This window comes from Pectobacterium hainanensis, assembly GCF_046237015.1.
In the GTDB taxonomy this organism is placed as follows: Bacteria; Pseudomonadota; Gammaproteobacteria; order Enterobacterales; family Enterobacteriaceae; genus JBJYIN01.
Map to the genome: position 1 here is coordinate 106,402 of NZ_JBJYIN010000015.1, position 18,464 is coordinate 124,865.

General features: G+C 49.7%; 17 protein-coding genes. 13 read left to right on the forward strand and 4 right to left on the reverse strand.

Annotation, left to right across the window (positions count from 1 at the left end):
- Positions 1–193 precede the first annotated feature (193 nt).
- Positions 194–2,335: a ferric-rhodotorulic acid/ferric-coprogen receptor FhuE gene (gene fhuE / locus ACKPVM_RS15475; RefSeq protein WP_409310374.1), complete on the forward strand. Its 2,142-nt coding sequence runs from the start codon at positions 194–196 to the stop codon at positions 2,333–2,335.
- A 48-nt stretch (positions 2,336–2,383) separates the two neighbouring features.
- Here the strand turns inward: fhuE and ACKPVM_RS15480 are convergent, their stop codons facing one another.
- On the reverse strand, positions 2,384–2,992 hold the full coding sequence (locus ACKPVM_RS15480) for an HD domain-containing protein (RefSeq protein ID WP_409310376.1): 609 nt from the start codon (positions 2,990–2,992) through the stop codon (positions 2,384–2,386).
- A 401-nt stretch (positions 2,993–3,393) separates the two neighbouring features.
- On the opposite strand from ACKPVM_RS15480, the gene trhA reads away from it, so the two are divergent.
- On the forward strand, positions 3,394–4,041 hold the full coding sequence (trhA, locus tag ACKPVM_RS15485; protein WP_409310378.1) for a PAQR family membrane homeostasis protein TrhA: 648 nt from the start codon (positions 3,394–3,396) through the stop codon (positions 4,039–4,041).
- Positions 4,042–4,126: 85 nt separating this feature from the next.
- On the opposite strand, the gene ygfZ is transcribed toward trhA, so the two are convergent.
- Positions 4,127–5,113, reverse strand: coding sequence for a tRNA-modifying protein YgfZ (gene ygfZ, locus ACKPVM_RS15490; protein ID WP_409310380.1), 987 nt, complete (start codon positions 5,111–5,113; stop codon positions 4,127–4,129).
- A 218-nt stretch (positions 5,114–5,331) separates the two neighbouring features.
- On the opposite strand from ygfZ, the gene sdhE reads away from it, so the two are divergent.
- From sdhE to rlmF, 3 genes are all read left to right on the forward strand, one after another.
- A complete protein-coding gene (gene sdhE / locus ACKPVM_RS15495) occupies positions 5,332–5,598 on the forward strand; it encodes an FAD assembly factor SdhE (RefSeq protein WP_409310382.1) in 267 nt (88 codons plus the stop codon).
- On the forward strand, positions 5,579–5,992 hold the full coding sequence (locus ACKPVM_RS15500; protein ID WP_409310383.1) for a protein YgfX: 414 nt from the start codon (positions 5,579–5,581) through the stop codon (positions 5,990–5,992). The genes sdhE and ACKPVM_RS15500 overlap by 20 nt, the downstream gene beginning before the upstream one ends.
- A 142-nt stretch (positions 5,993–6,134) precedes the next feature.
- A complete protein-coding gene (rlmF, locus tag ACKPVM_RS15505) occupies positions 6,135–7,058 on the forward strand; it encodes a 23S rRNA (adenine(1618)-N(6))-methyltransferase RlmF (protein WP_409310385.1) in 924 nt (307 codons plus the stop codon).
- Between the two features lie 49 nt (positions 7,059–7,107).
- Here rlmF and fldB read toward each other — a convergent pair whose 3' ends face one another.
- Complete coding sequence (gene fldB / locus ACKPVM_RS15510) at positions 7,108–7,626, reverse strand: flavodoxin FldB (protein ID WP_409310412.1); 519 nt, start codon at positions 7,624–7,626, stop codon at positions 7,108–7,110.
- A gap of 305 nt (positions 7,627–7,931) precedes the next feature.
- Between fldB and ACKPVM_RS15515 the strand changes: the two genes are divergently transcribed.
- The 3 genes from ACKPVM_RS15515 to ACKPVM_RS15525 are packed head-to-tail and all read left to right on the forward strand — an operon-like array spanning position 7,932 to position 10,454.
- On the forward strand, positions 7,932–8,957 hold the full coding sequence (locus ACKPVM_RS15515) for a methionine ABC transporter ATP-binding protein (RefSeq protein WP_409310387.1): 1,026 nt from the start codon (positions 7,932–7,934) through the stop codon (positions 8,955–8,957).
- Entirely contained in the window at positions 8,950–9,618 is a 669-nt protein-coding gene (locus ACKPVM_RS15520) for a methionine ABC transporter permease (protein ID WP_409310389.1), read from the forward strand. The genes ACKPVM_RS15515 and ACKPVM_RS15520 overlap by 8 nt, the downstream gene beginning before the upstream one ends.
- 17 nt (positions 9,619–9,635) lie before the next feature.
- The gene (locus tag ACKPVM_RS15525; protein ID WP_409310391.1) at positions 9,636–10,454 is read left to right on the forward strand and encodes a MetQ/NlpA family ABC transporter substrate-binding protein; all 819 of its coding nucleotides are present in this window, start codon (positions 9,636–9,638) and stop codon (positions 10,452–10,454) included.
- Positions 10,455–10,591: 137 nt separating this feature from the next.
- On the opposite strand, the gene ACKPVM_RS15530 is transcribed toward ACKPVM_RS15525, so the two are convergent.
- Positions 10,592–11,917, reverse strand: coding sequence for an MFS transporter (locus ACKPVM_RS15530; RefSeq protein ID WP_409310394.1), 1,326 nt, complete (start codon positions 11,915–11,917; stop codon positions 10,592–10,594).
- A 283-nt stretch (positions 11,918–12,200) separates the two neighbouring features.
- Between ACKPVM_RS15530 and xerD the strand changes: the two genes are divergently transcribed.
- The 5 genes from xerD (at position 12,201) to lysS (ending at position 18,373) form a co-directional block, all read left to right on the forward strand.
- A complete protein-coding gene (xerD, locus tag ACKPVM_RS15535; protein ID WP_409310414.1) occupies positions 12,201–13,100 on the forward strand; it encodes a site-specific tyrosine recombinase XerD in 900 nt (299 codons plus the stop codon).
- A 90-nt stretch (positions 13,101–13,190) separates the two neighbouring features.
- Positions 13,191–13,907 carry a bifunctional protein-disulfide isomerase/oxidoreductase DsbC gene (dsbC, locus tag ACKPVM_RS15540; RefSeq protein WP_409310396.1) on the forward strand — a complete coding sequence of 239 codons (717 nt, stop codon included), beginning with the start codon at positions 13,191–13,193 and terminating at the stop codon, positions 13,905–13,907.
- Positions 13,908–13,913: 6 nt separating this feature from the next.
- On the forward strand, positions 13,914–15,647 hold the full coding sequence (gene recJ, locus ACKPVM_RS15545; RefSeq protein WP_409310398.1) for a single-stranded-DNA-specific exonuclease RecJ: 1,734 nt from the start codon (positions 13,914–13,916) through the stop codon (positions 15,645–15,647).
- 101 nt (positions 15,648–15,748) lie between these two features.
- Positions 15,749–16,847, forward strand: a protein-coding gene (prfB, locus tag ACKPVM_RS15550) for a peptide chain release factor 2 (RefSeq protein ID WP_409310400.1) whose coding sequence is annotated in 2 segments (ribosomal slippage) — positions 15,749–15,823 and positions 15,825–16,847 — 1,098 coding nt in all. Because the reading frame shifts where the segments join, the coding sequence is not laid out codon by codon here.
- Between the two features lie 8 nt (positions 16,848–16,855).
- On the forward strand, positions 16,856–18,373 hold the full coding sequence (lysS, locus tag ACKPVM_RS15555) for a lysine--tRNA ligase (protein WP_409310402.1): 1,518 nt from the start codon (positions 16,856–16,858) through the stop codon (positions 18,371–18,373).
- The last annotated feature ends 91 nt before the right edge of the window (positions 18,374–18,464 follow it).

An 18,464-nucleotide genomic window follows, 5' to 3' on the forward strand; every position in this document is an offset into this window, starting at 1 on the left:
TATGATAATGCACATCATTATCGTTCGCATTTTGCCTCTTATTCGTACTTCTCAAGGTCATCTTTAGGCATACATTCTGATCTGACGGAATCATCACGAGGCGATATTGCGTTACGCACACTTATCCTAAAAGGAGACATTTATGCCTTTCCACGGCAGGGGAAACCGTGTTGACACTCTTACGTCGTCAGCCATGAAAAAGACGTTTTCTATTTCGTTGTTAACGTTGGCGATGCAGGCTGCATTTAGTCCGGTATCAGCTTACGCTGCGCAGCCTACAGGTTCTGACGCGTCATCTGCACAGAATGTATCGCAGGACATCGTTGTGACGGCAAAGGCCGATGATTTAAACGGTGGACAGCAAGATTACAGTGCTAAAACGACGCGTGCAGGCACAAAAATGCTGATGGCACCGCGTGATATTCCGCAGTCGGTCAGTATCGTGACGGAACAACGGATGCAGGATCAAAGTCTACAATCCGTGGGAGAGGTTTTACGTAATACGACAGGGATTTCTGCCAGCATTGCTGACGAACGCTCCAGTTTTTATTCTCGTGGTTTTTCCATCAACAGCTACCTCTTTGATGATATCCCAACTTCCGTCGATGAAGCCTGGAACTTTGGCGATGCGGATGACGACACTGCGATTTTTGACCGTGTTGAAGTGGTGCGCGGTGCAACTGGCTTGATGACCGGCGCAGGTAACCCGTCGGCATCGGTCAATATGGTGCGTAAACATGCTGATAGCCGTGACTTTGTCGGTAATGTCAGCGCCAGTTATGGCTCGTGGGACAAACAGCGCTACGTCGCGGATCTTTCTGCTCCTCTGAATGAGGACGGCAGCGTGCGTGGTCGTGTCGTGGCGGGCTATCAGGATCAAAATAGCTGGTTGGATCGCTATCAAAGAGACAAAAAATTTCTTTACGGCGTTGTGGATGCGGATATCACCGACAACACGACGCTGTCGCTGGGTTACAGCTATCAGACGATCCACACCGATGGGGCGACTTGGGGCGGTGTCACACCATGGTTTAGCAATGGTGAGCGTACGCACTTCAATCGCAGCATGAACCCTGCCGCTGATTGGACTAACTATGAGACCGAATCGAAAAAAGTTTTTGCAAATCTCAGGCAGGATTTTGACAACGGCTGGACATTCCGCGTCAACGGTACCCATGCCGAATCGAATATGGGCGGCAAATTGCTGTATGTAGCCGGTTTTCCTGACCAAACGACGGGGATGGGCTCGATCGGCTATGGCACTAACTATACGGGCGAACGCAAACAGTTGTCCGTTGATAGCTATGCCAATGGGCCTTTTGAACTATTGGGCCGCCAGCATGAACTGGTGACGGGCGTTAGCTACAGCCGTCAGCACAATAGTTATTATGGTTCTCCTCTGGAGTTTCCAAATATTGGTAGTCTTTACCAGTGGAATGGCAGGGTTCAAGAGCCAGCTTGGGGAGAAAAATCGCAGACGTCTGATGATACCGTACGGCAGAAAGCCGCCTACAGCGTGGCACGTTTCTCGTTGGCCGATCCGCTGCATCTTGTCCTTGGCGCGCGCTATACGCAGTGGCAAACCAACGGCAGCAGCGCTGATATGAAGAAAAGCAATATCACACCGTATGGCGGCTTGATTTATGACATCAACGATACGGTATCGGCTTATGCCAGCTACACCTCGATCTTCCAGCCACAGAGCCGACGTGATAGTAATAGTAAATATCTGGCGCCTATCACCGGTAAAAACTACGAAACCGGCCTGAAAGCGGATTGGTTTAATGGCCGCTTAACGTCAACGCTTGCTGTGTTCCGTATTGAGCAAGAAAATGTGGGGCAGGCAGATGGGAATAAATTTGTTAATGGCACCACTGAACAGGCTTACTATGCGACACAGGGCGCGGTGAGCAAAGGGGTCGAGGTTGAGCTAAATGGCGCAGTGACGGATAACTTGCAGTTAACCTTTGGTGCGTCACGTTATGTGGCAAACGATAGCAAGGGCCGTTTCAATAGCAAGATGCCACAGACGCAGATCAAATTGTTCACCCGTTACCAGCTTCCTACGCTACCTGAGCTGACGGTTGGCGGTGGGGTAAACTGGCAAAATCGTACGTTCCAGGAGGGAGCCGGGCCGCAGGGGACGACGCGCATTTATCAGGCAAGTTACCCGCTGGTTGATCTGTTTGCCCGTTATCAGGTGACAAAACAGCTTGCTGTGCAGGCTAACGTCAAAAACCTGTTTGATCGCAGCTATTACACGTGGCTCAGCAATGCTTCTTCTACTTATGGCGAGCCGTTAAACTATTCACTGAATATGTCCTACACATTTTGATCGAATATCCCCCGGTGTGGTGCCGGGGAGTGTCACGATCCTGCTTTTTTACAATAACCACCCTTTGGCTTTCGCCTCTTCCAGATGCTGTTTCAGGTATTGCCACAGTTCAGGATTAATCTTGGCGATGAAGTCGGCACGACCTAACACCTGTTCCAGACGGATACCATTTTCTATCCAACTCTGACCATCGTTATGCAAATTCATCAGGATTGGCATGATGCGATCGAGCATCAGAGCAAACTGTGCGTTGGCGGTTTCCCCTGCCTCATATTCCAGCCAGAGATCGTGAAATTGCTGGCACTGGGGTTCGGGTAACAGCCCGAAAATACGTCCGGCAGCCGCTACTTCTTGGTCGTGAATGGCAAGCCGGGCGGAAAGATCATAAACCATCACGTCGCCCGCATCGATTTCAACGATGTCATGGATGAGCGCCATCTGGATCACGCGCTGAATATCTACTCCTTCACCCGCGTAAGGAGCCAGTGCCATCGCGGCGACGGCAAAATGCCAACTGTGTTCGGCAGAGTCTTCATGACGTTCGCTACCGATGATTTTTGAACGGCGCTGAACGCACTTCAATTTATCAATTTCCATCAAAAAACCGATAACGTCGGTAAGTGAACCGAAATGAAGAAGGGACGGCGTTGACGACATGGAAACCACCTTTTGCAGTTAAAACTGAAGGAAAGGCACGAACGTTAAAACCGGATAGCCATGAGCGTGGAGTCAGTAAAAACGACAGAGCCTTTCAAAAATGGACATACCTATACCCAGGTAGATTTCGAGGTGCAGGGCAGGTCATCAACCTGCAACGGGAAAGATGACGGGTATCGAAGCCGGTCATTGTAGGGGAAGTCATCGGAAATTTACATGACTGATTACGGTAGAAACGGATGCCGTGTAATTATTTTAGCTTACACGTGTACTCTGAAATTATTCTCGGTTATGCTGCTCAAAGGTTAAACATTGGCATGAAGCAATGTGTCTTTTCTCTTTCACACGATGGGTATGAAGGCCGTATTAATGGAATTGCCTGCAAGCTTATAAAGGTCACTATGTCAAAACGTATACAGACGCCGGAATATTCGCTGGCAGAGGAAATCGCAAATAGCGTAAGCCATGGAATAGGCTTTGTTTTTGGTATCGTAGGGCTGGTCCTGTTGCTGATTCAGGCGGTAAACAACAACGCGAATAGTATTGCAATCACCAGCTATAGTCTCTATGGCGGTAGCATTATCCTGCTGTTTCTCGCCTCAACGTTGTATCACGCTATCCCTTCCCCACGGATCAAACCCTGGCTGAAGAAATTTGATCACTGTGCGATCTATGTGTTGATCGCGGGAACCTATACGCCGTTTCTGCTTGTTGGTCTGGATTCACCCTTGGCGGATGGTCTAATGGTGGTGATTTGGAGCATGGCGCTGCTAGGTGTCATTTTTAAACTGGCTTTCGCTCATCGCTTTGAGGTGCTTTCACTGATCACCTATCTGGTGATGGGGTGGTTGTCGCTGGTGGTGATTTACCAATTGGTCATAACGCTTTCTATTGCTGGCGTAACGTTATTGGCGGTTGGCGGGATTGTTTACTCACTGGGAGTTATCTTCTACGCCTGCAAACGGATCCCCTATAATCACGCCATCTGGCATGGTTTTGTATTGGGCGGCAGCGTGTGCCATTTTCTGGCGATTTATCTGTATGTGTAACGTTGAGCGCTTTTCGCCTCTGGCTTTCGGCAAAAATGATGCCGCTGATGCGGCACCTTCATCTCGTTAAGCGATAGTACGATGTTTAATCCGTTATTTCATAAGGAAGCGCTTGGATCCTCAATTGGCTATCGGCATCTTCTCTAACGCGCAGCAGACTATCGGCTTCCAAATCGTTATTCATCACTACCTGAACCCACACGCTTTCGTCCTGTAGGCGCGAGGCAGCCAGTACCGTACCGGTGCGCCGCCAGTTTTCGCCCAATTGCAGTTCCAGATCGTCCCCGGCTTCCGGTACACGACTAGCCTTACCAGCCAGCCAATAGAGTGCTCGTTTATTGGCACCACGATATTTGGCTCTGGCTACCATCTCTTGTCCTGCATAGCACCCTTTGCTGAAGCTAATCCCCTTTAATGCCTGTAAATTGGTCGCCTGAGGGATGAACTGTGCACTGTTTGCGCTGTCAATAATCGGCAAGCCGGATTCGATATCCAGCGCCAGCCATTGGCGGCTATCATTTAACGCTATTTTCCCTGCAAGTTGTTCGAGCAATAACGCGCATTGCTCTGGTGTCAGGACCAGCAGGAAGCGTTCTGTCGGAAGGGAAAAATGCAGGAAGGTTGCGCCTTCGGATTGAACGAGCGGATGTTCGGCATCCGGCAGCGTGCTGAATACGGAAGATAATAGCGAGCGGATCTGATCGCCGGCCGCGCCCAATAAAATGACATGATCATCTGCCGTTATCGTCGTTTTCGAAAAAACGGCATATTTTTTCAGCTCGCTGAGTTGGGTATCGCGCAAATTGCGGCGTTCAATAAAGGCGAAGCCATCGTTATGTTGAAAAAGGCGCAGGTTGCTCCACATTTTGCCTTTGGCATCGCAGTGTGCGCAAAGAATGTGCTGATCGGCGGGGAGTGCGGCAACATCAGCGGTCACCTGGCCTTGCAGGTATTTAATGGTGTCCGGGCCTGTTAGCGTGACTAGCGCCCAGTCATCCAGAGACATGAGCGTGGCGGGAAGTTGGCCTGAAGCGAGTGGGGCTTTTGATGCAAAAGGAAATTGGTGAGCCATATTACAATCCTGCTTGGGTGCGATATGCGAATGGCCTAATGGTAAAATAGCGGCGAAGCTTTGCAAGTGGTTATTGTGCGAACACGCGTGAGATTCTGCCGGGAAGGCGGCGTCAATGCCGTGGTAAAATATGTCAAAGTGTTACTATTAGTTGAATACCTGTTGCGGAAATCGGGTTACACTAACGGCAAGTATCGATAGCAAGGTGGATATAACGTATGGAAATCGATAATAAGTCACGGATTCACTGGGCGTGCCGTCGCGGCATGCGTGAATTGGATATTTCTATTATGCCTTTTTTTGAGCATGAGTATGACGCGTTGAGTGATGACGACAAACGGACGTTTGTGCGTTTGCTGCAATGCGACGATCCCGATTTGTTTAACTGGTTGATGAATCACGGCGAGCCCCAGGACCAAGCGTTAAAACGTATGGTTTCCCTTATCCAGACGCGAAATAAAGATCGTGGCCCAGTGGCAATGTGATATTCGTGTTTCCTGGCGTATGCAGCTTTTGTCACTGATTGTGCATGGGCTATTTGTGTTGCTGATACTGCTGGCGCCTTGGCCTGATGGCTATGCGGTACTCTGGCTGGGATTGGTCACGTTTGTGGTGTTTGGTTTTATTCGCAGCCAACGCAATATTAAATCCCGGCAAGGGGAAATTTTGCTGCACAGCGAGACAAACCTGCGCTGGCAGCAGCAGGAATGGCAGATCGTCAAGCGTCCCTGGATGCTGAAAAATGGCATTTTGCTTTCGCTAAAAGCGTCTGATGGAAAAGGGCAGCAGCGATTGTGGCTCGCGTCGGATAGCATGGGAAATGACGAATGGCGTCATTTACGCCAACTGCTGTTACAGCATAAAGGTTGGGTCAGGTAGCGTAATAGAAAAAATCACCGCGATGATTTACGGGGATTGCCGCAGCAGGTATCTTACGCGCTGTTTAATGAGAGATAAGCTGATGACATCCCCGACGAACCCTAACTCGTCCCCAAAAAATAACGCGTCCCCGAGAGATGATGTGTCCCTAAAAAATAGGCTGCACCCGCGTAACCGCCACCGTGGGCGTTATGATTTTACAGCATTAAAACAGAGCCACCCGGCGCTGCTACCGTTCGTGAAAATGAATCCTCATGGCGATGAATCTGTGGATTTTGCCGATCCTGACGCGGTGAAAGTGTTGAATCAGGCATTACTCCGCCATTTTTATCAGATTGAAAACTGGACGATACCGGATGGGTTTCTTTGCCCGCCCGTTCCTGGGCGAGCGGATTATATTCACTATCTTGCCGATCTGCTCGCAGAGGATAATCGTGCCGTTATACCGCGTGACGCGTCTTTGCTGGATGTCGGCTGCGGTGCGAATTGCATTTATCCACTGATTGGACACCGTGAATACGGTTGGCGTTTTACGGGGAGTGAAATCAATTCGCAGGCGATGCAGGCCGCGAATGCCACGATAGAGGCTAACCCTGGTTTAAATCGCGCCATTCGTTTGCGGCGTCAGAAGGATAGCAAGGCTATCCTGAGCGGCATTATCCATAAAAATGACACCTTTGATGCCGTGCTTTGTAATCCGCCTTTCCATGCCTCCGCTGATCAGGCGCGCCAAGGCTCGCAGCGTAAGCTGCATAATCTGGGGCTGGATAAGCATTCTCCGCTTAATTTTGGAGGACAACAGAACGAACTCTGGTGCGAAGGCGGTGAGGCGGCGTTTATCGGTCAGATGATCCGGGAAAGCGCCAGTTTTGCACGGCAATGCCTGTGGTTTACTTCATTGGTTTCACGTAAGGAAAACTTACCTGAATTGTACCGAGCGCTGGAGGCGGTCGGCGCGAAAAAGGTCAGAACCATCAATATGGCGCAAGGGCAGAAGCAGAGTCGTTTTGTTGCGTGGAGTTTTTTTGATGGCTCAGCCCGTGCCCGGTGGTTACAGCGGCGCTAAGCCAGACATGGTCATAATTGATACCCGTTTGCCGGGTATCAATCCATTTTCACAGCAGAGGGGCCATTTCCAGTAAAATCTGTTCGCACCACTGCTCAATTCTCTCATCGCTCAGATCGTATTGATTAACTTCATCCAATGCCAAACCGACAAATTGTTTACCATCGGCGGTCAGCGGTTTGGGGCTGGTAAACTCGTAGCCTGCGATTGGCCAATAACCGATAAATTTCACCCCTAAAGGGCGTAACTGATCGTGTAGCATGCCCAGCGCGTCAAGGAACCATTCGCCATAGCCGAGTTGGTCACCCATACCATAAAGCGCCACGATTTTGCCATTGAGATTCAAGGTGGCAAGCTGTCCCCAGACATTTTCCCAGTCTTCCTGAAGTTCGCCGAAATCCCAAGTCGGAATACCTAAAATCAGGATGCTGTAATCTTCCATTTTCTGTGGATCAACATCTTTGACGTTGTGCAAATCCACCAGATCTTCGCCCAGAATATCGCGAATTTTCTCCGCTGCCATTTCGGTATAGCAGGTGCTTGAGCCGTAAAACAGACCAATTTTCATATATAGGAAAGCGCTTTTGAAACCAATGGCGATGAGAATACCACAAGTTGTGGTAGTGCAGAGAGGGGAAGCAGGACGTGATATTCCCGTCATACTTCAAGTTACTTGTGCATTGGCTACCTTTAAACTTAGTGGTATATAACAAATATATATAAGTAATGTATTATACATTCTTCCGGCCTATATCGACTCCCGATACGATAACTCGTATTTTCATGAAATCGTCAACCTGATGGCTCCATCTACCCGGCCGGGTGGGGTAAATCGTTCAGGTGGCAAGAAGTAAGTATAAGGATCATTTCGCTATGATCGTTCTTTCGGACGTAGATAAAATTTTTGATAGCTCGCAGGGCCGTATCGTTGCCGTAGACGGTGTGAACCTCACCGTTGAACAAGGTCAGATTTACGGCATTATTGGTTATAGCGGTGCAGGCAAGAGCACGCTGATCCGATTGCTGAACGGTCTGGAAACGCCGACGAGTGGCAGCATTGTTGTGAATGGGTTTGATATTGCCCGTGCCAGCGCTGATGAACTGCGTCAGGCTCGATTAAAAATTAGCATGATATTTCAGCATTTTAATCTGCTGTGGTCACGTACCGTTAGTCAGAATATTGCTTTTGCTTTGCAGATTGCCGGTGCGCCTAAAGCGCGGATCGCACAGCGTGTGGCGGAGTTGATCGCGCTGGTTGGTTTGCAAGGTCGTGAAGACGCTTATCCTTCGCAGTTAAGCGGTGGACAGAAGCAGCGTGTTGGTATTGCCCGTGCGCTGGCTAACAACCCCAGCGTTTTGCTGTGCGATGAGGCTACTTCGGCGTTGGATCCGCAAACCACGGATGCCATCCTCGAATTACTGCTGGATATTAATCGCAAGCTGAATCTTACGATTGTGCTGATTACCCATGAAATGCACGTGGTACGTAAAATCTGCCATCGGGTAGCGGTCATGGAAAATGGTCGCATTGTAGAAGAAGGCCCGGTGTTGGACGTTTTTGTCCGACCACAGCAGGCGATTACGCGGCAATTTGTTAAACAGGTAGGGCAATATCAGGAAACGGATGCGCATTTTAACCCGCTACTGACGGAGCACCTCTCTGGTGCGGTGCTCAAGTTGACGTTTGTTGGTCAGCAAACGCATCAGGCAATCATTTCCGAAGTGATTCAAACCTATCACCTGACCATCAATATTCTGCATGGTCAAATGAGCCATACGCTGAATGGCTCATTTGGTGAGCTGTACATTCATATTGAAGGTGATGAACAGAAAACGACTCATGTGTTGGATTTTTTGCAACAGCGCGATATTGCGGTTGAGGTGATTAAACATGCTTGAGTCCTTATTTCCTCACCTGAGAACCGATCAACTATTGGATGCAACCTGGGAAACGTTATACATGACGGGGGTTGCCGGGCTGGCGACGCTGATCCTGGGGATTATGCTTGGCGTCATCCTGTTTTTGACATCGAAGGGACAATTATTGCAGAACCGGCCGATTTACCTATTGGTTTCCGCGCTGGTCAATATTTTCCGTTCCATTCCATTCATTATTTTAATCGTTCTATTGATTCCGTTTACCAAAACGTTAGTCGGGACGATTTTAGGTGCGAATGCCGCTTTGCCTGCGTTGATTATTGGTGCTGCGCCTTTCTATGCACGTCTGGTCGAAATTGCCCTGCGTGAAGTGGATAAAGGCGTTATTGAAGCAGCACGTTCAATGGGGGCGAAAACGCATACGCTGATCTTTCGCGTTTTGCTGCCGGAATCTTCACCTGCGTTGGTTTCCGGTATCACGGTGACGCTGATTGCTTTGGTGAGCTATACCGCCATGGCAGGAGTTATCGGCGCGGGAGGATTGGGAAACCTGGCGTATCTGGAAGGTTTTCAACGTAATCACGGCGACGTGACGCTGGTTGCGACATTGACGATTTTGCTCATCGTGTTTGTCATCCAGTTCATCGGCGATGTTATCACTACAACACTTGATAAACGTTAATAACAGGAAAAATGATGATGAAAAAACAGCTCATGATGATGGCATTTGCTTCCTTAACCGCATTGGCCTCTTTCGGTGCAGCCGCAGAAACTAAGCTGGTGGTTGGCGCGTCAAACGTCCCGCACGCAGAAATTCTTGAACAGGCGCAACCTATCCTGAAACAAGAAGGTATCAACCTGGAGATTAAACGATTCCAGGATTACATTCTGCCTAATACGGCATTGGCAAGCCGCGATATTGATGCTAACTACTTCCAGCACATTCCTTATCTGGAATCCGTGTTGAAAGATCATGCCAACGACAAAAGTTATGATTTTGTCAGTGCCGGCGCAATTCATATTGAGCCGATTGGTATTTACTCCAAAAAATATAAAAGTCTGCAAGAGTTGCCGCAGAATGGCCGCATTATTATGCGTGACGCGGTAGCGGAAGAAGGGCGTATTCTGTCGATTTTTGAACGTGAAGGCGTCATTAAACTGAAACCTGGTATCAACAAGGTCAATGCCCGCATTGCCGATGTGGTGGAAAACCCGAAAAAATTGAAATTCCTGGCTAATGTTGAAGGTGCTCTGCTGCCACAGATGTACAACAACGACGAAGGCGATGCCGTGGTCATTAATGCCAACTATGCGATCGACGCAGGGCTGAATCCGACCAAAGATCCCATTGCTGTGGAAAGTGGCGAAAATAATCCGTATGCCAACATCATTACGGTACACAAAGGTGATGAGACTAAGCCGGAAATTGTTGCTCTGGTGAAAGTCCTGCATTCCAGCGCTATCCAGGATTTCATTCGTGAGAAATACAAAGGTGCTGTGATTCCGGTTGCAGAATAAGCCGATTCACTGAGTCGCTATGTATGAAAAAGGACCGCTGTAGCGGTCCTTTTTTTACCCGATAAACCTGGTTTTACCGATGGACCTACCAACCCTGTCATCGGTCAATGTGGTCTCCAGCCTACCGTAACGCGTATTTATCCCAGTGACTGATGACGTGTCTCTTTGGTTGCCAGCAAGGATAGCAGCGTCAGCGATGCCATTGCTGCCAAATAAACGCCGACGTAAAACAGGCCGTAATTCGCGGTGAGCCAGGCTGCAATATAAGGTGCAACGGATGCGCCAAGAATAGATGACACGTTATAAGAGAACGAGGCTCCCGTATAACGGACTTCTGTCGGGAACAGTTCAGGTAATAGTGCGCCCATCGGACCGAAGGTCAACCCCATCAGGCTTAAGCCAAGCACCAGAAAGCCCATAACCAGCGCTTGGTTTCCCGATCCCAATAGGGAAGGGAACAGCATAGAAAATACCAGCATGATACAGGTTACGACGATCATGGTCTTGCGGCGACCGAATGCATCGGCCAGATAGCCGGCTACAGGAATCATCAGGCCGAAACCAATAACGGCAACCATCAACATCCACAAAAAGCTGTTGCGTGAGAAGCCCAGTCCATCTGGAATGGGCTTGGTGCCGTATGTCATGGAATATACGGTCATGATATAGAACAGCGTGTAGGTCGCCAGCATGATAAACGTGCCAAGGACGGTGGCTTTCAGATGCTTGCTGAGCAATGTTCCCATCGGGATGCGAACCTGTTTACCTGCCTTGACCGCTTTGGTAAATACCGGCGCTTCATGCAGAGAAACCCGGACGTACAAACCAATCAGCACCAGTACTGCGGAGGCGATGAAGGGGACACGCCATCCCCATGACATGAATTGCTCATCCGTCAGTAACCAGGACAGCAACAGGAACGTACCGTTGGCGAAGAAGAAACCGATCGGCGCACCAAGTTGGGGGAACGATCCATATAGTGCGCGTTTGTGAGCGGGGGCATTCTCTGTTGCTAACAGTGCCGCGCCGCCCCATTCTCCTCCCAATCCTAATCCCTGACCGAAACGAGCTAAGGCCAATAAAATTGGGGCAAGAATGCCGATGGTTTCGTAACTCGGTAATAACCCAATGAGCACCGTAGAAACCCCCATGGTCAGCAATGAGGCAACCAGCGTGACTTTACGTCCGACGCGATCGCCAAAATGACCAAAGAGCGCAGAACCAATCGGGCGAGCAACGAAGGCGATGGCAAAGGTGGCCAGCGATTGTAATGTGGCTGCCGTAGGATCGCCCTGCGGGAAGAAAATATGGGGAAACACCAGCACGGCAGCGGTGGCGTAGATATAGAAATCGAAAAACTCAATGGCAGTACCAACCAGCGAAGCAATAATCACTTTACCCCGTGAATTCACTGGTTGAACATCGGCCTCTGCGTTGAGCGTTGAAGTGATGGTGGCTTGCATAATGTTTCTTTATTTTAACAACACGAACGCGCATTCTACGCACAGAAAAATGGGCTTTTCAACGCTGATTGGACGACAGGGATCGGTGTCGGGACAAGGCGCTGAGACGCCTGTATCGACATACGGACAATACGGAAAATATAATGTGTCAAGGTTCCATTTTTTCCGGAGAATGTTATGGCGATGTTGTTGATCGCGGAATATGTGAGATTGTGCGGAATAATTCATGATTGATGGGTCGTTCAGGCATAATGAGGGCGGTTCGCGGGAAGAGGACACCGATATGTACGCACCGGATGAGGCATTGATAGAGCAATTTCTTGATGCACTATGGCTGGAGCGCAATCTGGCTGAAAATACGTTAGCCTCGTATCGGTTGGATTTACGCGCATTGGCAGATTGGTTGGCGCATCATGATAATGATTTGCTGCGCGCACAGGCGATTGACCTGCAATCCTTTTTGGCTGAACGCGTTGAGGGGGGATATAAAGCCACCAGCTCAGCGCGTCTGTTAAGTGCGATGCGTCGCTTGTTTCAGTATCTTTATCGGGAAAAGATCCGAAACGATGACCCCAGCGCGGTGTTGTCGTCGCCAAAATTACCGCAGCGTTTACCAAAAGATCTGAGTGAAGCGCAGGTCGATGCCTTACTGAAGGCACCTGATGTCGAGCAACCGCTGGAACTACGAGATAAAGCGATGCTCGAAGTATTGTATGCCACGGGGCTGCGCGTTTCGGAGTTGGTGGGGCTGACCATCAGCGATGTTAGCCTGCGTCAGGGTGTGGTGCGAGTGATTGGTAAGGGAAATAAAGAACGTCTGGTTCCGCTGGGGGAAGAAGCGGTGTATTGGATTGAGCACTATCTTGAGTATGGTCGACCATGGTTGCTCAATGGACAAACGCTGGATGTACTGTTCCCCAGCAACCGTGCAAAGCAGATGACGCGTCAGACGTTCTGGCATCGTATTAAACACTATGCGATGCTGGCATCGATTGACAGTGAAAAGCTATCACCGCACGTACTGCGACATGCATTCGCGACACATTTATTGAACCACGGCGCGGATTTACGGGTGGTACAGATGCTGCTCGGGCACAGCGATCTTTCCACTACCCAGATCTATACCCATGTTGCAACGGAGCGTCTGAAACAGCTCCATCAGCGGCATCATCCGCGGGCATGACGACTTTTTGTGGCTTGTTCTCTCCCTCGACAAACCACGCCCAATAACGATACGCCGTGTTGGAAAATAAACCGAAACAGGATTGATGAGATGAAAAAGAGTTTTTTACTGCTTTCCCTGCTGGCAGCCACGGTGACGGGTTTCGCTCACGCTGACGATACGGCGATAAAACAGACGTTAACCCGTCTGGGTATGCAGGATGCGGAAATTCAACCTGCGCCAGTCGCAGGTATGAAAACAGTATTGACGGATAGCGGTGTGTTTTATGTGAGCGAGGATGGTAAACATCTTATCCAGGGGCCGCTTTACGATGTGAGCGGGAAAATGCCGGTTAACGTGACCAACGCTATCCTGAAAGGAAAAATGGACGCTTTACAGGATCAAATGATCGTCTATAAAGCGGCACAGGAAAAGCATGTTATTACGGTCTTTACCGATATCACCTGTGGCTATTGCCATAAATTGCATGAGCAAATGAAAGACTATAACGCACTGGGTATTACCGTGCGTTATCTGGCCTTCCCGCGTCAGGGGCTGAATTCGCAGACGGAAAAGGACATGCAGTCCATCTGGTGTACCGCGAACCGCAACAAAGCGTTTGATGATGCGTTGAAAGGCGAAGAAATTTCACCGGCTACCTGTAAAACCAACATTGCCGCGCATTATCAGCTTGGTGTGCAGTTTGGCGTACAGGGTACGCCAGCCATCGTGCTGGAAAATGGTATGGTTGTTCCTGGTTACCAGGGGCCAAAAGAGATGTTGGCGATGTTGGATGCACATCAGGCATCGTTGAAAACAGGCGGTTGATGTAGCGTGGAACTGATAACCCAACTCCGCCGTCGTCCATTGGCGGAGGATAGTGATTTACCGGCAACGGTACCGCCGTTGTTACGGCGGTTGTATGCCCAACGAGGTATTAAGGCCGCGCAGGAACTGGAACGAAGTCTGAGGGGGTTGCTTGATTATCGCTTGCTGAGCGGTATCGAAAAAGCCGTTGATTTTCTGCAACAGGCGCTAGCAGATAAGCGCTGTATTGTGATCGTCGGGGATTTTGATGCTGACGGTGCCACGAGTACCGCGCTAACGGTGTTAGCTTTGCGTAGTATGGGCGGCACTAACGTTAAGTATCTGGTGCCGAATCGTTTTGAAGATGGCTATGGGCTTAGCCCGGAAGTAGTTGCACAGGCGGCATCGCTAGGGGCTGACGTTATCGTCACGGTAGATAACGGTATTTCCTCTCATGCTGGCGTGGATGATGCGCACCGACGAGGTATCGCGGTGTTGGTCACCGATCACCATTTGCCAGGTGAAACCTTGCCTGACGCAGATGCGATGATTAATCCAAATTTATCAGATTGTTCATTCCCTTCTAAAGCGCTTGCGGGCGTGGGCGTAGCGTTTTATCTGATGATGGCACTACGGGCTCGGTTGCGAGAAACCGGTTGGTTTGCTGCAAACACATTAGCTGAGCCGAATTTGGCTGAATTGCTGGATTTGGTCGCGTTAGGCACGGTGGCGGATGTGGTGCCGCTGGATGCGAATAACCGTATCTTAGTGGCGCAGGGGCTGGGGCGTATTCGTGCTGGTGTTTGTCGGCCTGGGATTAAGGCGTTGCTGGAGGTTGCGAACCGAGATGCCAGCCAACTCGTCGCCAGCGATCTGGGTTTTGCATTAGGCCCACGACTCAACGCCGCCGGGCGACTGGATGATATGACGGTAGGGGTTGAGTTGTTACTCAGTGACAACATTATCCAATCTCGTATGCTAGCCAATGAGTTGGATGCGTTGAATCAGGATCGCCGTGAAATAGAGCAAGGTATGCAGGTTGAAGCGTTACGGCTCTGTGAGACGTTAGAAAAGAGTCGCGACGCATTACCTTACGGTCTGGCGATGTATCATCCGGAATGGCATCAGGGAGTGGTGGGTATTCTGGCCTCACGGATTAAAGAGCGTTTTCACCGACCGGTGATTGCTTTTGCGCCAGCCGGTGAGGGGATACTTAAAGGTTCAGGGCGCTCCATCGCGGGCCTGCACTTGCGTGATGCATTGGAAAGATTGGATACGTTATATCCAGGGATGATGCTGAAATTTGGTGGTCATGCTATGGCCGCTGGGTTATCACTGATGGAAGATCAGTTCGATATTTTTCGCCAGCGTTTTGGCGAACTGGTGGGAGACTGGCTGGATGCGTCTCAACTAGAAGGCGTCATTTGGTCTGATGGCGAACTGGCGTTGCCGGAACTGTGTTTATCAACGGCCGAAATGTTACGAGATGCCGGGCCGTGGGGACAGTCATTTCCAGAGCCGACGTTTGATGGTCATTTCCGTATCCTGCAACAAAAACTGGTGGGTGAACGTCATCTGAAAGTGATGGTAGAGCCAGTTAACGGTGGGCCGTTGCTGGATGGTATCGCCTTTAACGTTGATACGCGAATCTGGCCGGATAGCAGCGTACGCGCAGCGGAGTTGGCCTATAAGCTGGACGTGAACGAATTTCGGGGTAAACGCTCGGTTCAACTGTTGATCCAGCATTTATGGCCCGTGTAACTTGGAAGCGGAAGGGTATATAAACCCATGCCTTAATCCGTTAGAATAGACGGTTTGAAAGTATTCCGTCCTTGACGACTTAACGTAAGATTCTAAAAATCATGTTTGAAATCAATCCGGTAAAAAACCGTATTCAGGACCTGTCTGAACGTACCGCCGTTCTTAGGGGGTATCTTTGACTATGATGCCAAGAAAGAACGCCTTGAAGAAGTAAACGCTGAACTCGAACAGCCCGACGTCTGGAATGAACCAGAACGTGCGCAGGCGCTGGGTAAGGAACGTTCTTCACTGGAAGCCATCGTTGATACTATCGACCAAATGACGCAAGGACTGGAAGATGTTGCCGGTCTGCTCGAATTGGCGGTGGAAGAAGATGATGAAGACACATTTAATGAAACCAGCGTCGAATTGGATGTGCTGGAGAATAAATTAGCCCAGCTTGAATTTCGTCGTATGTTTTCTGGTGAGTATGATAGCGCGGATTGCTATCTGGATATTCAGGCGGGTTCTGGCGGCACCGAAGCACAGGACTGGGCCAGCATGCTGGTTCGTATGTATCTGCGCTGGGCGGAAGCTAAAGGTTTCAAAACCGAAATTATCGAAGAATCAGATGGTGAAGTCGCGGGGACGAAGTCCGCTACCATCAAGATTATTGGTGATTATGCGTTTGGTTGGTTACGTACTGAAACGGGCGTACATCGTCTGGTTCGTAAGAGCCCATTCGATTCAGGTGGTCGTCGTCATACGTCATTCAGCTCTGCTTTTGTTTATCCTGAAGTTGATGACGACATCGATATCGAAATCAATCCTGCCGACCTGCGTATTGACGTTTATCGCGCATCCGGCGCCGGTGGTCAGCACGTTAACCGGACGGAATCTGCGGTGCGTATTACCCATATTCCAACGAACATTGTTACACAGTGTCAGAATGACCGTTCCCAGCACAAAAACAAAGATCAAGCGATGAAACAGCTCAAAGCGAAGCTGTATGAGTTTGAGATGCAAAAGAAAAATGCTGAGAAGCAGGTGATGGAAGATAATAAGTCAGATATCGGCTGGGGAAGCCAGATCCGCTCTTATGTGCTGGATGATTCGCGCATTAAAGATCTGCGTACCGGGGTGGAAACACGCAACACCCAGGCTGTACTGGATGGCGATCTGGATAAATTTATTGAAGCAAGTTTAAAAGCGGGGTTATAAGAATTCACATGGCTGAATCACAATCACAGGGTGCCGATCGTGCTCTGAAGCTCAACAATGAACTGAACGCTCGTCGTGAAAAACTGGCATTGCTACGTGAAAAGGGCATCGCCTTTCCGAATGATTTCCGTCGTGACAGCACGTCAGATCTGTTGCATGCAGCTTATGGCGATAAAGAAAATGAAGAGCTGGAAGCGCTGAATATTGAAGTGACCGTGGCTGGTCGTATGATGACCTGCCGTATCATGGGTAAAGCTTCTTTTGTGACGTTGCAGGATGTCGGTGGCTGCATCCAACTGTATGTTGCTCGCGACGATCTGGCCGAAGGGATTTACAACGAGCAGTTTAAAAAATGGGATCTCGGCGATATTCTGGGCGCGAAAGGTAAACTGTTTAAAACCAAGACCGGTGAGCTTTCCATTCATTGTACTGAGTTGCGTTTGTTGACCAAAGCGTTGCGCCCACTGCCGGATAAATTCCACGGTCTGGCCGATCAGGAGACTCGCTATCGTCAGCGTTACCTGGATCTGATCGCCAATGAGGAATCTCGTCATACCTTCCGTATTCGTTCGAAAGTCATGGCGGCAATCCGCAGCTTCATGGTGGGCAACGGGTTTATGGAAGTAGAAACGCCAATGATGCAGGTGATCCCTGGCGGAGCGTCAGCACGTCCGTTTGTGACGCACCACAATGCGCTGGATATCGATATGTATCTTCGTATTGCGCCGGAACTGTACCTGAAACGTCTGGTTGTTGGCGGTTTTGAACGCGTCTTCGAAATTAACCGTAACTTCCGTAACGAAGGGGTATCTCCGCGCCATAATCCGGAATTCACCATGATGGAACTTTATATGGCCTATGCCGATTATAAAGATTTGATCGTGTTGACAGAAAACCTGTTCCGCACATTGACACAGGATGTGCTGGGCTCCACCACGGTGGAATACGGCGATCAGACGTTTGATTTCGGTAAGCCGTTTGAAAAGCTGACGATGCGGGAAGCTATCTGTAAATACCGTCCGGAAACCAACGTTGACGATTTGGACGATCTGGCTAAAGCGACGGCGATTGCCGAATCACTGGGCATCAAGATCGAGAAGAGTTGGGGATTGGGTCGTATTGTGACTGAAATCTTTGAAGAAACGGCGGAAAGTAATCTGATCCAGCCGACCTTCATTACTGAATATCCGGCAGAAGTGTCGCCGCTGGCGCGTCGTAACGATCAGAACCCGGAAATTACCGACCGCTTTGAGTTCTTTATCGGTGGCCGTGAAATCGGTAATGGTTTCTCTGAGTTGAATGATGCAGAAGACCAGGCGGAACGTTTTGCACAGCAGGTGAGTGCGAAAGACGCGGGTGACGACGAAGCGATGTTCTACGATGAAGATTACGTAACGGCGCTGGAACACGGGTTGCCGCCAACGGCGGGACTGGGTATTGGTATCGACCGCATGGTGATGCTGTTTACCAACAGCCACACCATCCGTGACGTCATTCTCTTCCCGGCAATGCGTCCGAATAAGTAATGGCTCATCATGAGTAAAAAACCATCTCCATTGGAGGTAATGCCGATCAGTTAAGGATCGGTTGACCGATCCAGTGGCTGTGTAAAAATCC